Annotated in this window: 16 protein-coding genes and 3 tRNA genes; 10 read left to right on the top strand and 9 right to left on the bottom strand. The window is 52.5% G+C overall.

Translation table 11 applies throughout. The annotated features are described in order from the left end of the window. Positions 1 to 12 precede the first annotated feature (12 nt). Both ACOTZB_RS10020 and ACOTZB_RS10015 read right to left on the bottom strand, forming a co-directional pair. Positions 13 to 486 carry a threonine/serine exporter gene (locus tag ACOTZB_RS10020; RefSeq protein ID WP_023310302.1) on the bottom strand — a complete coding sequence of 158 codons (474 nt, stop codon included), beginning with the start codon at positions 484 to 486 and terminating at the stop codon, positions 13 to 15. Then, positions 477 to 1,253, bottom strand: a complete 777-nt coding sequence (locus tag ACOTZB_RS10015; protein ID WP_023310303.1) for a threonine/serine ThrE exporter family protein — start codon at positions 1,251 to 1,253, stop codon at positions 477 to 479. The genes ACOTZB_RS10020 and ACOTZB_RS10015 overlap by 10 nt, the downstream gene beginning before the upstream one ends. A gap of 409 nt (positions 1,254 to 1,662) precedes the next feature. On the opposite strand from ACOTZB_RS10015, the gene ACOTZB_RS10010 reads away from it, so the two are divergent. Continuing rightward, positions 1,663 to 2,400 carry a helix-turn-helix transcriptional regulator gene (locus ACOTZB_RS10010; RefSeq protein WP_047651618.1) on the top strand — a complete coding sequence of 246 codons (738 nt, stop codon included), beginning with the start codon at positions 1,663 to 1,665 and terminating at the stop codon, positions 2,398 to 2,400. After that, entirely contained in the window at positions 2,397 to 3,032 is a 636-nt protein-coding gene (gene bglJ / locus ACOTZB_RS10005) for a DNA-binding transcriptional activator BglJ (protein ID WP_063409131.1), read from the top strand. Before ACOTZB_RS10010 ends, bglJ begins: the two co-directional genes overlap by 4 nt. 38 nt (positions 3,033 to 3,070) lie before the next feature. Here bglJ and ACOTZB_RS10000 read toward each other — a convergent pair whose 3' ends face one another. Further along, entirely contained in the window at positions 3,071 to 3,529 is a 459-nt protein-coding gene (locus tag ACOTZB_RS10000; RefSeq protein ID WP_008502085.1) for a YbaK/EbsC family protein, read from the bottom strand. Between the two features lie 328 nt (positions 3,530 to 3,857). Here ACOTZB_RS10000 and ACOTZB_RS09995 point away from each other — a divergent pair, with 328 nt between their 5' ends. After that, positions 3,858 to 5,204 carry a PTS sugar transporter subunit IIC gene (locus tag ACOTZB_RS09995; protein WP_421627020.1) on the top strand — a complete coding sequence of 449 codons (1,347 nt, stop codon included), beginning with the start codon at positions 3,858 to 3,860 and terminating at the stop codon, positions 5,202 to 5,204. A gap of 88 nt (positions 5,205 to 5,292) precedes the next feature. Here the strand turns inward: ACOTZB_RS09995 and fhuF are convergent, their stop codons facing one another. Both fhuF and ACOTZB_RS09985 read right to left on the bottom strand, forming a co-directional pair. Further along, positions 5,293 to 6,081, bottom strand: a complete 789-nt coding sequence (gene fhuF / locus ACOTZB_RS09990; RefSeq protein ID WP_063409129.1) for a siderophore-iron reductase FhuF — start codon at positions 6,079 to 6,081, stop codon at positions 5,293 to 5,295. Between the two features lie 95 nt (positions 6,082 to 6,176). Then, positions 6,177 to 7,241: a GGDEF domain-containing protein gene (locus ACOTZB_RS09985; protein ID WP_023310308.1), complete on the bottom strand. Its 1,065-nt coding sequence runs from the start codon at positions 7,239 to 7,241 to the stop codon at positions 6,177 to 6,179. A 215-nt stretch (positions 7,242 to 7,456) separates the two neighbouring features. Between ACOTZB_RS09985 and ACOTZB_RS09980 the strand changes: the two genes are divergently transcribed. After that, a complete protein-coding gene (locus ACOTZB_RS09980; protein WP_032660829.1) occupies positions 7,457 to 7,726 on the top strand; it encodes a DUF1435 domain-containing protein in 270 nt (89 codons plus the stop codon). 41 nt (positions 7,727 to 7,767) lie between these two features. Here ACOTZB_RS09980 and ACOTZB_RS09975 read toward each other — a convergent pair. The 4 genes from ACOTZB_RS09975 to rsmC all read right to left on the bottom strand — a co-directional run bounded on the left by ACOTZB_RS09975 (position 7,768) and on the right by rsmC (position 9,289). Continuing rightward, positions 7,768 to 7,853, bottom strand: a tRNA-Leu gene (locus ACOTZB_RS09975). Between the two features lie 33 nt (positions 7,854 to 7,886). Next, a tRNA-Leu gene (locus ACOTZB_RS09970) sits at positions 7,887 to 7,973 on the bottom strand. Positions 7,974 to 8,001: 28 nt separating this feature from the next. After that, positions 8,002 to 8,088 (bottom strand) — tRNA-Leu (locus tag ACOTZB_RS09965). Positions 8,089 to 8,260: 172 nt separating this feature from the next. Beyond that, on the bottom strand, positions 8,261 to 9,289 hold the full coding sequence (gene rsmC, locus ACOTZB_RS09960) for a 16S rRNA (guanine(1207)-N(2))-methyltransferase RsmC (protein ID WP_126328887.1): 1,029 nt from the start codon (positions 9,287 to 9,289) through the stop codon (positions 8,261 to 8,263). A 102-nt stretch (positions 9,290 to 9,391) separates the two neighbouring features. Here rsmC and ACOTZB_RS09955 point away from each other — a divergent pair, with 102 nt between their 5' ends. The 6 genes from ACOTZB_RS09955 to ACOTZB_RS09930 all read left to right on the top strand — a co-directional run bounded on the left by ACOTZB_RS09955 (position 9,392) and on the right by ACOTZB_RS09930 (position 13,801). Next, entirely contained in the window at positions 9,392 to 9,805 is a 414-nt protein-coding gene (locus ACOTZB_RS09955) for a DNA polymerase III subunit psi (protein WP_029740017.1), read from the top strand. Beyond that, positions 9,774 to 10,217, top strand: coding sequence for a ribosomal protein S18-alanine N-acetyltransferase (gene rimI, locus ACOTZB_RS09950; RefSeq protein ID WP_033144573.1), 444 nt, complete (start codon positions 9,774 to 9,776; stop codon positions 10,215 to 10,217). Before ACOTZB_RS09955 ends, rimI begins: the two co-directional genes overlap by 32 nt. Positions 10,218 to 10,236: 19 nt before the next feature. Next, a complete protein-coding gene (gene yjjG, locus ACOTZB_RS09945; protein WP_039260913.1) occupies positions 10,237 to 10,914 on the top strand; it encodes a pyrimidine 5'-nucleotidase in 678 nt (225 codons plus the stop codon). 91 nt (positions 10,915 to 11,005) lie between these two features. After that, a complete protein-coding gene (gene prfC, locus ACOTZB_RS09940) occupies positions 11,006 to 12,595 on the top strand; it encodes a peptide chain release factor 3 (RefSeq protein WP_421627019.1) in 1,590 nt (529 codons plus the stop codon). Positions 12,596 to 12,894: 299 nt separating this feature from the next. Then, complete coding sequence (gene osmY / locus ACOTZB_RS09935; protein WP_421627018.1) at positions 12,895 to 13,512, top strand: molecular chaperone OsmY; 618 nt, start codon at positions 12,895 to 12,897, stop codon at positions 13,510 to 13,512. Positions 13,513 to 13,639: 127 nt separating this feature from the next. After that, a complete protein-coding gene (locus tag ACOTZB_RS09930; RefSeq protein WP_003856556.1) occupies positions 13,640 to 13,801 on the top strand; it encodes a DUF1328 domain-containing protein in 162 nt (53 codons plus the stop codon). The last annotated feature ends 76 nt before the right edge of the window (positions 13,802 to 13,877 follow it).

Raw genomic sequence — 13,877 nt, 5'->3', positions numbered from 1 at the left:
ATAACACAAATATCAAACGCGTGGGCGTTTGCGGTACAGCCACAGTCCGGGGATCGACAGCCCAATAGAAAGCGCTCCGACGATGGACGACGCCTTAAGAAAGTTGCTCAGAAGGAGGATCATCTGCGGCTCGGTGTAGCCAAAATGACTGATTTTCACCGCAGAAATCATCGCCGTATACGCAGATATGCCCGGGAACATCGGGATCACGGCGGCGACGGTGAACACCTTGGGATGCGCCAGATACCAGCGCGACCACTGGATGCCTATACTGCCGACCAGCATGGAGGCCATAAATGTTGACCATTCGATGTTAAAACCCGCGGTCATCATCACCATTCGCGAACCATGACCAATCGCGCCCAGCAGCGCACACCACCGCAGAGCACGTTGCGGAACGTTAAATACCATCGCAAAGCCGACGGCAGGAATGGCGGCAAGAAGCATGTCCTGTGCCAGCGCCAGCAGAAAATCTATCACGCCCATCCGCGTAACCCCCAGAGTGTCATTGCCATCACTACGCCGATGCAGGTCGCCAGCGTCAGCAGGCTGGCAATAGCCCAGCGTGCCAGACCGGTATTGATGTGCCCTTTAAACATGTCAGCAACGGCGTTGATCAACGGAAAGCCCGGAACCAGCAGAAGCACGCTCGCGGCCATGGCAATCGTCGGGGTAGTGGCAAACTGTGGCAGGCGCAGCAGCAGGCCGGAAACCGTGGTGGCGACAAACGCGGTAATGCAGAAGTTAATTTGCGGATGCAGCTGTCTGTGCGTCAGCAGCTGGCGAACATACATAGCGATACTGCTGGCGAAAAAGGTGACGATCGCGCCGTCCCAGCCGCCTTTATTAAGCTTACAAAAGCAGGCGCACGACAGCCCTACCATCACCACGACAAGCCAGCGCGGATAACGTAATGGCTTAATTTGGCTGAACCGTTTTTCAATCTCCCGAAGATCGAGAAGCTTATGTTCAGCAAGGATGACGATGTGCTGCACTTCGGTCACAACGTGCATGTTAATGCCGCGGTCATGGTTTTTGCGGGTGGAGGTCAGGCACTGACCGTCTTTGATCGTGGTCAGCACGATGGCGTTGGATGAAATAGCGCTTTCAACGCTATCCATTCCCAGCGCCAGTCCCAGCCGGGTGGAAAGCTCCTCAACCAGCGCGCTTTCCGCGCCGTGCTGGAGCAGAAAAAGACCGCACTGAATACATAGCCGCGTGATAGCACGCTGCGTTGACCGATCTGCCTGCATGTATTGTCCTGAAGAAGATGGAAAGTTGCCGGTTGGCCCATAGCGATTACTTTTAGCACAAAGTGCAGTGCCTCTTGCTGTGGGCCAGATCAAGGTTTATGCAAACAGTTGCTGCCCTTAAGTGCAGAAGGGGTTGGGATTAATTCATCATTTTAGTGAATTATTAATATTAAAGGATAAGTAATATATATTTAGTTATTCTAATTTTATATTGTAGTTATTTTAATGACACTGCAATTAAATTTAATTTCGCTTTGTGAGATATTACTGCTGTTTAGGCATTTCTTAAACTACGAATACATCTCATCTTCTGCTTGTATTAACCTGCTTTACACTCAGGGACGAAAATACTCATACGTTGATGCGTTTTAACGTTACTCATCAAATGAAGAATGGACACGGAGGGTCTATGTTGTCTTTGCACGGTAAGCATAGCGTTATCATTAGCCGGATACCGGTCATGCAAAACGGGTTAGGGGGGGTAATGACTCGCCATTTCCCCGACTTTGAATTGACCTATTGCAGCTCATTGCAGGAGTTAACACTGCTCCAGCTACGCCGCGCTGACGTCATCATTGCCGATATTACAGGCGAATACTGGAATCCTCGGGGCGCACTCGAAGAGTATTTCAGTTTATTGAATCAATACCGGAACATTCACTGGATCTTTTTAGTTTCGCGGCCACTTAACCCTGTTGCCGTTGAGTTACTTGTGCGCCCGGAGAGTACGTTGCTTTCTGATATGGAACCCATTGAGGGGCTGGTTAACGCGATTCGGGCAGGTAGCGAACGCGCAGAGCGGGTAAGCCAGACGTTGTTAACCATGGAACCTCAACGTCCGGAGGACGAAGACGAACAGGTTATCGCGCTCACGTACTCCGAACGCAAAGTATTGCGGCTGTTAGGTAAAGGATGGGGGATTAACCAAATCGCCACATTGCTTAAGAAGAGCAATAAAACTATCAGTGCGCAGAAAAACAGTGCGATGCGACGGCTGTCATTACGCAGTAATGCCGATATGTACGCCTGGATAAACAGTACACAGGGAATGCGAGAGCTGAGTTTGATGTCAGCCTATGGAGAGTTCGAGGAATGGAAAAAACCGATTCAACAAGACATATCGCCATCGTCGAAAATTGCACGATGAGTGCTGTTGGGCTAAAGCATCTTTTTGCGATGCCCGGCCTGAATCATTATCAGCTGCATCTGTTTAGTGAATTTGACAGCTTTAAGAAAGCACTTCAGCACATCAATTTTTTCTCGCTGATCTATTCATATTCCGATGCGCGAGAAGAGCGTCGTAGCTGCCTGGCGCACCTGCGGGATTTTGCGTTTACGCATGGCCATATCCAGCGCATTATCCTGGTCGCTGATGAGATGGAAGCAAGATTAATTAGCCATCTTTCCCCGTCACGCCTTCACGGTGTGGTCAGCAAATCGCTGACGCTTGAGCGCCTGCAGAATGAACTCATGGTATTGCTGAGTGAAACCCTGCGCATCAATGACAATATGATGAATCACTGGTACCGGAGTCAAAGCAGAATGTTAAGCCCAACGGAACGGGCAATATTGCGTTATATGTCTTGCGGCTATTCCATTCCTCAAATCGCGGCACAGCTTGAACGCAATATTAAGACCATCCGGGCGCATAAGTTTAATGCGATGGTGAAGTTGGGGGTAAACTCTGACGTAGGGCTACTCGATGCGGCGGATATTATTACCCACCTTTCTGCAAGAGAACCGCGAAGTTCGGCACTCAGCAAGCCGACCTTTTTATAACCTGCCTGTTGCGCGCCAGAAAGGATCTGGCGCATCAATCAGATGCAAACATCAACCCATTTTGCGGACGTCAGCTCTGCCATTCTGTCAGGTGAGATACGAACGGCACTATGAATTGCGCCTGCGGCGGGCAGGACTTCGGCGTACTGCTTTAATGAAATATCGCAGTAAACCGCGAGCGGGTTTTCCAGGCCGAATGGGCACACGCCGCCAACGGGGTGACCGGTGATGGTCACCACCTCATCACTGCTGAGCATGCGCGCTTTTGCACCAAATGTGTCTTTCAGCTTTTTGTTATCCAGGCGCGCATCGCCTTTCGCTACCACCAGAATCACCTCATTTTTCACCTTTAATGACAAGGTTTTGGCGATTTGTCCCGGTTCAACACGATGGGCGGCAGCAGCCAACGCAACGGTAGCGGTACTCTGGCTAAGTTCAATGACGTCTATATCCGGCGCGTTGTCGGCAAAAAACTGCTGTACAGACTGCAAACTCATTGTTTCCTCCTGACAAATATCCTGCGTAATCTGTCATAAGAATTTATGCTCTGTAAATATCTCTTCAGTAACAAATATCCCGAACGGCTGATTTCTGGATCCTCTTCACAATCACGGAAACCGGTTACAGTAACCGGTTGCAGAGCGTGATGCGTCGATTAATATTGATTACGTAACGTCCCCTGTATCCAATAATAAGAGCAAATTATGAAACCATTCCGTCTGAGCTGTACCACTGGTCCACAAGCCAGCAAGGTTGTGAAGGTGATTTATGGAACAACGTGCGGCGCAAATGTGCCCGTAACAAACGTCTGACAGGAGATCTGCCATGTCTGCCAACCATGCTGCGTTTAACCTGATATTCCGTTTTGTTGAAAATTACGTGAGCCCGATTGCCGGGCGGATCTCTTCCCAGGGTCATGTGATGGCCATTCGTGATGGGTTCATCTCCGCGATGCCATTCATGATTGTGGGTTCATTTTTGTTAGTGTTCGCATACCCGCCGTTTTCGCCGGATACCACCTGGGGTTTTGCCCGGGCCTGGCTGGATATGGCGAAGCAGTTTGAAGGCCAGATCCTGACGCCGTTTGATATGACAATGGGCATTATGTCCATTTATATTTGTGCGGCCATTGCCTATAACCTTGGCAAACACTATGTCAAATCGCACCAGTTAGACCCGTTTATGTGCGCCATGCTGTCGCTGATGGCGTTTCTGCTGGTCGCGGCGCCGAAAACCAAAGGCACGCTGCCAGTCGACAGCCTGGGTGGGACGGGCATTTTTACCGCGATTCTGGTGGCGATCTACTGCGTTGAGATGATGCGTTTCCTCAAGGCGCATAACATCGGTATTCGCCTGCCAGACCAGGTTCCTCCGATGATCAAAAACTCTTTTGATCTGCTGATTCCAGTGCTGGTGGTGGTGTTGACGCTCTATCCTCTGAGCCTGCTCATTCAGTCTCAGTTTGGCATGCTGATCCCGCAGGCCATTATGTCGGTCTTTAAACCTTTGGTTTCCGCAGCGGATTCCCTGCCTGCGATCCTGCTGGCCGTGTTGATTGGCCATCTGCTGTGGTTCGCCGGGATCCACGGAGCCGCCATCGTCTCCGGGATGCTGCAGATGTTCTGGCTGACTAACCTGGGCGCGAACCAGACCGCGCTGGCCGCCAGCCAGCCTCTGCCGCATATTTTTATGGAGGCGTTCTGGACGTTCTTTATCGTTATTGGCGGGTCGGGAGCCACGATGGGGCTGGTGATTTGCTATCTGCGTAGCCGTTCAGCGCATTTACGCTCTATCGGTCGTTTGAGCGTGGTACCCAGCTTCTTTAACATCAATGAGCCTGTCATTTTCGGTACGCCAATCGTGATGAACCCGGTGTTCTTTATTCCGTTCCTGCTGGCACCGATGGTAAATGCAGTGCTCGCCTGGGCGGCGATGACGTTTGACCTGATTGGCCGCGTCATCTCAGTGGTCCCCTGGACGGCACCGGCGCCGATAGGCGCAGCCTGGGCTCTGGGCTGGGATTTCCGTGCGGCTATTCTGGTTGTGGTTCTGGCCTGCGTATCGGCAATCATCTACTTCCCGTTCTTCAAAGTGTACGAGAAACAGCTGCTGGAGCAGGAAGCGGAAGAAGCGCAGCGTAACGCGGAAGAGGACAATCAGCAGGTGGCATAGGTAAAAACAAAACGGCAACTCAGGTTGCCGTTTTTAGGGTTTGTTCCTTCTCCCTATGAGAGGGGGGAGGGCATCGGGCCGGGCCCGACTACTTCAGCGTGCAATCTCCGCACTGCTTAACGTCCGGCAGGCGGTAGCGCTGGCAGCAGGTGCGGCGAACCAGAAGCCCATCTCGGAGCACGACGGTACGGAATAACGGGTTGTCGCGGCCATCGGAAAGCTGTTTTGCAAAGAAACAGGACTGACGCAGGGCATCAACGTTCTCATCACCAAGCAGAGGCTTCATTTCCGTTAAATACCAGTGGATTAAATAGCCCGTATTGCTCCAGATAAGCTTCGCGTTAATCTCTCCCGTCGCTTCAAGCGCTTCCACCACCGGGATCAGGGCCTGAGTGATAAGCCGCTCCATACGTTCCTGAGCCGTCAGGCGTTCCGCGTTCTGGTCTTCGTGCAGATCAATCCAGAAACAGGCTGCGCGCCCGGTTTCGTGAAACTCGACGTGGAAATTATCCGGCGAGAGTTCCAGCATGCTCTTCTGGGTTAACAGCGCCAGCATGAGGGGAGGCACCATCAACCCGATATACCACTGCGCCCAGAGAGAGAGCAGTGGTTTATTTTCCCGCGTAAGAGTGGGCTGATTGCGATAGATATGGTCGGAATAGGTGGCCAGCAGCGACTGCAGTTTTGTCGGTTGACGCCACTCTGAGAGCGTCATGGCGTGGTTCGGGTGCGCTTCATCAAGGCGGATAAAGTCCAGCAGGTGGGCGCGCGTTTCTGCAATCTTATCCCGTATGGCATCCGCAAGCGAAGCATTCCCGCTGGTGAGGGGCGCTCGCCAGAGGAGGGGTTCGACGATGTGTGCGGTATGCGTAGCCATAGTATAGATAGAAATCTAAATGATAATGATTGCCAATCCTAACTATTGCTCATACCAATGGCAAGACTTTTGTCCGGGTGACACCGCCGTGATGTTTACGCTGTCTGCAGCTCTTCACTCAACAGAATGTTATTGCGCCCCATATGCTTTGCTTCGTAGAGGGCTTTGTCCGCTTTTTCCAGCGCGCCTTCCACGTCTTCATCCTCGAAAATGGCAATACCAATGCTGATGGTGACGTTTGTCGCGACACTCTCGTTAAACAGATGCGGGATTTTCAAATCGTAGACTTTCTGACGGATCCGCTCGGCCGTCTGGCGGGCATGTTCGAGAGAAATATTGGTCAGCAGCACCATAAACTCTTCTCCGCCAAAACGCGCCACAATATCGCGAGAACGCACGGCGTCGCGGATTGCCGCAGAGACGCGCTTAAGCGCCTGGTCGCCCATCATATGGCCATAATGATCGTTATAGGCTTTAAAGTGGTCGATATCCATCAGCAGAACAAAGTGCTCGCCATTTTCTACCGTCGGCAGGTTCTCCAGACGGCTTTGCAGACCGCGACGATTATAGAGGCCGGTAAGCGGGTCCATCATGCTGAGATCGGTAAGGGTTTCTCGCTCTTCCAACAGGCGTGAGAGCAATTCCTGAGCGAAACGATCGTTACGCGTTTGCAAAATGTTATGAATAGCAATTGCCACCACAGGAAGTGCGAAAGAATAGGTCATTCTCAGCCATATATCGTGATCGCTTAACCACAGGCAGGCAATAAAGGTGGGCAATGAGTGCAGCGTAAATGCTTTGATATTACTGGCGAATGCCAGCGTTCCGATAAAAAGTACCGTTAATAGGGCGATTAACAAATACGTCGCGTGGTCGTGGGTAATTAAGGCGAATTTAGACACAATTTGCCAGGCCCACAAAATACCGAAGATCCCTGAAACAACGGGAATATTTATCTTCCGCGCGCGCTTTCTCCAGTGCCAGACGAACAGGCCGGTGCTGATGGAGAAAATAGCAATAAGTGGGGCAGATAACAGGCGTACAGAATTGAGCGGATTTGTTACCGAGAACACTGCCGAGGTTGCGTTCAGAAATAAAAATAAACGTAACGACAATTGATATTTTCTGTGAACCAAAGACCGCCAGGATTGTGATGTCATAGTCGTGCGTTTTTATTAAAATTTAATTAAAACAAATAAGTAGGTGCCGTTTCGCAATAAAACATGCAAAAAACTCAAAGAGTAATTATCAGAAAATCTTTAGATGTTGTTAACAGGTGTGCAATTTATCACCTTAGGCAATTCCTGTCATTACGGGAAAGGTAAAGGTCGATGGATTTTGATTCATTCAGCTGACAAATGATAATGTGTGTCATATGATACTGGTTATCATTATCGTTGTGAGAGGGCAGATCATGTTGAACAGGGCGCTTGGCAGTGGTTGGGGGGTATTGCTACCGGGAGCCATTCTCGGCGGGTTGATGTTTGCCGATCTCTCCCTTGATACCTGGAAAGCGATCATTGTGTCAGGACTGTTAGTCACGTCAGGCATGATCTGGCATAAGCAGCTGCGCCACTTTGTTTTACTGCCATCATGCGTAGCACTGGTCAGTGGAATTCTGGTGATACTGATGAGTTTGAAATAACAGGGAAAACAAGAGGAACTTCAGAAGGGATGTAAGATAATTGGTGCGAGGGGGGGGACTCGAACCCCCACATCCTAAGGACACTAACACCTGAAGCTAGCGCGTCTACCAATTCCGCCACCTTCGCACAGTCATCTTACTATTGTTGATATCGCCTCGTTGGTGCGAGGGGGGGGACTCGAACCCCCACATCCGTAAGGACACTAACACCTGAAGCTAGCGCGTCTACCAATTCCGCCACCTTCGCCCAGTGCGAGCAATATCATTGTGATTTATGGTGCGAGGGGGGGGACTCGAACCCCCACATCCGTAAGGACACTAACACCTGAAGCTAGCGCGTCTACCAATTCCGCCACCTTCGCATACCATCGATACTGTAAAAGTATCGTAACCACGGAGGCGCATTCTAGATGTTTTCAGCTTTACGTCAACAGAAAAGTGCGCGCTACGCCTTGATTGCTGCAAAAATGGCCGATGGGTATGTCGTGTGTAGCCGGATGGCGCTTGCGCTTATCCGGCCTGCAGGAATGGCGATTACTTTTTGGCCTGACGCGTCATCACGGTGCGGTAGACTTTGAAGCGGCCGGTCTGGGCGATGACTTCATGGAAGCCGAAGGTTTCGTCCAGCACTTTCGGATACGCCAGGAAGGCGTTCGCAACGATACGCAGCTCGCCGCCGCTGTTGAGGTGACGGACTGCGCCACGGATCAGCGTTTGTGCCGCTTCCAGGCTGGTTTCCATACCGTCGTGGAACGGCGGGTTAGAGATGATCATGTCGAAGCGACCGGTGATGTCGGAGAAGACGTTGCTGGCAATCACCTCGCCTTCAATGCCGTTTGCGGCAAGCGTTGCGCGGCTGGCTTCTACCGCCGGGGCGCTCACGTCACACAGGGTTAAGCGCACTTTGGGTGAATGGCTGGCAAGCACGGTAGAGAGCACGCCCGCGCCGCAGCCTACGTCCAGCACTTTGCCTTTGGTGTGCGGCGTCAGGGTGGAGAGTAGCAGCTTGCTGCCAGTGTCCAGCGCGTCGCGGCTGAATACGCCCGGCAGGGTTTTGATGGTCAGACCGTCAAGCTGGTACTCGTCCCAGTATGCCTGTGCATCAAACGTTGTCTGCTTTTCCAGACGGCCATGATACAGACCACAGCGGCGTGCACTGTCGACTTTATTCAGCGGCGCGTAGCCTTCCAGCATTTGTTCTGCACTGCGCACGCCGCTGCGGTTCTCACCGACCACGAAAATATCGCAGCCGACCGGCAGCAGGGAGAGCAGGTTCATCAGCTGGAACTGGGCTTCCGGCTTGTTCTTCGGCCAGTAGTAAATCAGCGTGTCGCAGTCAGCGATATCGCTCTGCTCCGCCACCAGGCTAAAGCGCGCGCGCTCGCCCATCTGGCGGCTCAGCACCTGCCAGTGGTGGTAGTATTGGGTGTGGGCACGGCTTTCAGCACAGTCAAAACGCGCGGGCAGGTCATCCTGCATATCTCCGGCAAACAGAATACGGCTTTCTTCGAAATCATCACTGTGACGCAGCAAGACTTCACTTGCCGGGGTAAATGCAGACATGAATTGTTCCTCAATAAACTCAGGCGGGGATTATAGTAGGTAGATGGCGCACTTTCGACACATTTGCTATATTTGCGCGCCTGAGAGACAGGAGTTTTCCCTATGACATCCCGACGAGACTGGCAGTTGCAGCAGCTGGGCATTACCCAGTGGGCTTTGCGTCGCCCGACGGCGTTGCAGGGCGAAATCGCCATTTCCATTCCTGCGCACGTACGCCTGGTGATGGTGGCGGAAGAACTGCCTGCCCTGAATGAACCCCTGATCGATGATGTCCTTCGCAGCCTGAAGATGACGGCCGACCAGGTTTTACAGCTGACGCCAGAGCGTGTCGCGATGCTGCCTCCAGATAGCCGCTGTAACAGCTGGCGTATCGGAGAGACAAATGAGATCCCCCTCCAGGGGAGCCAGATCTGCACGCCAGCGCTGGACGAACTGAAAGCCAACCCAAAAGCGCGCAGCGCGCTATGGCAACAAATCTGCGAATATGAACACGATTTCTTCCCTCACGACGCCTGACCTGACCACAGCGTTTGCGATTGAAACACGCGCCCACGCCTTTCCGTGGAGCGAAAAAACCTTCGCCAGCAATCAGGGCGAACGGTATCTGAACTTCCGTCTGGACGTTGACGGCACCATGGCCGCCTTCGCGATCACGCAGGTTGTTCTTGATGAAGCGACGCTGTTTAATATTGCGGTTGATCCCGCGTTCCAGCGCCGTGGGCTGGGAAGAGAACTGCTCGAGCACCTCATTCGTGAGCTCGAAACCCGTGACGTTTTCACCCTGTGGCTGGAGGTGCGCGCGTCGAATGTCGCCGCCATCGCGCTCTATGAAAGCTTAGGCTTTAACGAGGCGACAGTCCGCCGTAACTACTACCCCACCGCAGAGGGACGTGAAGACGCCATCATAATGGCTCTGCCGATTGGATAACGAATATAAGGTTGTAACGATGAAATGGGACTGGATTTTCTTTGATGCCGACGAAACGCTGTTTACGTTTGACTCGTTCGGCGGCCTGCAGCGGATGTTTCTCGACTATAGCGTGACCTTCACCGCTGAAGATTTTCAGGACTATCAGGCGGTAAACAAGCCGCTGTGGGTGGATTACCAGAACGGTGCCATCACCGCGTTACAGCTTCAGCACCAGCGTTTTGACGTCTGGGCGGAACGCTTAAAGGTCAGTCCGGGAACGCTGAATGATGCGTTTCTGAACGCGATGGCCGATATCTGTGCGCCACTGCCGGGTGCGGTTTCCCTGCTGAATGCGTTGAAAGGCAAGGTGAAACTGGGGATCATCACCAACGGTTTTACCGCCCTGCAGCAGATCCGCCTCGAGCGCACCGGCCTGCGCGATCATTTCGACGCGCTGGTGATCTCGGAAGAGGTGGGCGTACCTAAACCGGATCCGCGTATTTTCGACTACGCGCTGGCGCAGGCCGGTCATCCTGACCGCGATCGCGTCCTGATGGTGGGTGATACGGCAGAGTCAGATATCCTGGGCGGCATGAAGTCAGGTCTGTCGACCGTCTGGCTCAACGCGCATGGCCGCGTGAAGCCTGAAGGCATCGAGCCGACCTGGACCGTGACGTCGTTGAACGAACTGGAGCAACTCCTGTGTAAACAATGATTGCCTGCCCCCCATTGATGGGTAAAATAGCCGCAATTTTGTATTCCATGATGCGTGGCGTGCTGCCGCGCTTATAAAAGAAGATTTAATTATGACGTTGTCTCCTTATCTGCAAGAGGTGGCCAAGCGCCGCACTTTTGCCATTATCTCGCACCCGGATGCCGGTAAAACGACCATCACTGAGAAGGTGTTGCTGTTCGGACAGGCGATCCAGACTGCCGGTACCGTGAAGGGCCGTGGCTCCAGCCAGCATGCAAAATCCGACTGGATGGAGATGGAAAAGCAGCGTGGTATTTCGATTACCACCTCCGTGATGCAGTTCCCGTATCACGACTGCCTGGTGAACCTGCTGGATACCCCGGGCCACGAAGACTTCTCCGAAGATACCTACCGTACCCTGACGGCGGTGGACTGCTGTCTGATGGTGATCGACGCCGCGAAAGGTGTAGAAGACAGGACCCGCAAGCTGATGGAAGTCACCCGTCTGCGCGATACGCCGATCCTCACCTTCATGAACAAACTCGACCGTGACATCCGTGACCCGATGGAGCTGATGGATGAAGTGGAAAACGAGCTGAAGATCGCCTGTGCGCCCATCACCTGGCCCATTGGCTGCGGCAAGCTGTTCAAAGGGGTGTATCACCTCTATAAAGACGAAACCTACCTGTATCAGACCGGTAAAGGCCACATCATTCAGGAAGTGCGCATTGTTAAAGGTCTGGACAACCCGGATCTGGACGCGGCGGTCGGGGGAGAGCTGGCCGCGCAGCTGCGCGACGAGTTGGAACTGGTCAAGGGCGCATCTCACGAATTCGACAAAGAGCTGTTCCTGAGCGGCGAAATCACCCCGGTCTTCTTCGGTACCGCACTGGGTAACTTCGGCGTTGACCACATGCTCGACGGTCTGGTGGAGTGGGCGCCGCAGCCGATGCCGCGCAAAACCGACACCCGTGAAGTGGAAGCGCAGGAAGAGAAGTTCACCGGCTTCGTGTTTAAGATTCAGGCCAACATGGACCCGAAACACCGCGACCGCGTGGCCTTTATGCGCGTGGTGTCCGGTAAGTATGAAAAGGGCATGAAGCTGCGCCAGGTGCGTATCGGGAAAGACGTTGTCATCTCCGACGCGCTGACCTTTATGGCGGGTGACCGTTCGCACGTTGAAGAAGCCTATCCGGGCGACATTATCGGTCTGCACAACCACGGCACCATCCAGATCGGCGATACCTTCACCCAGGGTGAAATGATGAAGTTCACCGGTATTCCGAACTTCGCGCCGGAACTGTTCCGCCGCATTCGCCTGCGCGATCCGCTTAAGCAGAAACAGTTGCTGAAAGGCCTGGTCCAGCTCTCCGAAGAGGGCGCCGTGCAGGTCTTCCGCCCAATTGCGAACAACGATCTGATCGTGGGTGCGGTCGGTGTGCTGCAGTTTGACGTGGTTGTCGCGCGTCTGAAGAGCGAGTACAACGTGGAAGCGATTTACGAGTCCGTGAACGTCGCGACCGCGCGCTGGGTTGAGTGTTCTGACGTGAAGAAATTCGAAGAATTTAAGCGTAAGAACGAAATTCAGCTGGCGCTGGATGGCGGCGATAACCTGACCTATATCGCGCCAACGATGGTGAACCTGAACCTGACGCAGGAACGTTACCCTGACGTTCAGTTCCGTAAAACCCGCGAGCACTAATCCCCTCTCAGAGCACGGCTCCCGCCGTGCTCTTCTTTAATTCCTGTCTTATTAATCCCTTGCGGAATGTTCTTAATTCAACGCAATTTCACGCTATTCGCGCGTTTTTTACCCAATTCTGAAAGCGGCTCTGTGAGAGTGATCTATATTTAACTCAGTGTTTAACACCGGGCGTGGATAAATTAACTGTTCAATGCATGACTTTAGGTTATCCATTTTGCCCGTGTGTTTATTCGCAATATATATAACTACTAAGGAAGTATGTAGCCCGAATAACGGGTCAACACAGGAATAGATCGATGAATATGACAAGACTGAAGATTTCGAAAACTCTGCTGGCTGTAACTCTGGGTAGCGTTCTGGTGAGCGGTTCCGCTCTGGCGGAAAGCAACACCATGGATAAAGCACAGTCCACGGCCGATACCGCAGGGCAAAAAATCGATAGCTCTATGAATAAAGTCGGCAACTTCATGGACGACAGTTCAATCACAGCAAAAGTGAAAGCCGCACTGGTGGATGATGAAGCCATCAAAAGTACCGATATTTCCGTTAAGACCGACAAGAAAGTGGTCACGCTGAGCGGCTTCGTAGAAAGCCAGTCTCAGGCCGAACAGGCGGTGAAAGTCGCGAAAGGCGTTGAAGGCGTTGCGTCCGTCAGCGATAAGCTGCACGTACGTGACGGTAAAAACGCGTCGGTGAAAGGTTATGCCGGTGATGCAGCCACGACCAGCGAAATCAAAGCTAAACTTTTAGCAGATGACATCGTGCCGTCCCGTAAGGTGAAAGTGGAAACCACCGATGGTGTGGTTCAGCTTTCCGGTACGGTAGATTCGCAGGCGCAAAGTGAACGCGCCGAGTCCATCGCGAAAGCGATTGACGGTGTGAAAAGCGTTAAAAACGATCTGAAAACGAAGTAAATCTTGACCATTCGCCCGTCTGGTTAAAACCTGCGGGCGATATAAGAACGACTCTGGAAAAACGCCGGTGAGTGACCTGAGCGCTCACGTTTAGCGGCCGACATTAACTATGGTAAAGGAGAAGCTTATGTTTCGTTGGGGCATTATATTTCTGGTTATCGCGTTAATTGCCGCCGCATTGGGCTTTGGTGGACTGGCAGGTACAGCGGCATGGGCAGCTAAAATTGTCTTCGTTGTGGGTATTATTCTGTTCCTGGTCAGCCTGTTTACGGGGCGTCGACGTCCATAGCAAACGCAATATTTCTTAAACAAAATAAAGCCAGTCACTGCGACTGGCTTTTTCTTATTTGCGTAACAGGTCGGGT

The sequence above is a fragment of the Enterobacter cloacae complex sp. SHL020 genome (assembly GCF_049236945.1).
Classification (GTDB): Bacteria; Pseudomonadota; Gammaproteobacteria; order Enterobacterales; family Enterobacteriaceae; genus Enterobacter; species Enterobacter dykesii.
The sequence above is the reverse complement of the archived record's forward strand: the minus strand, read 5'-3'. Positions and strand labels throughout refer to the sequence as shown.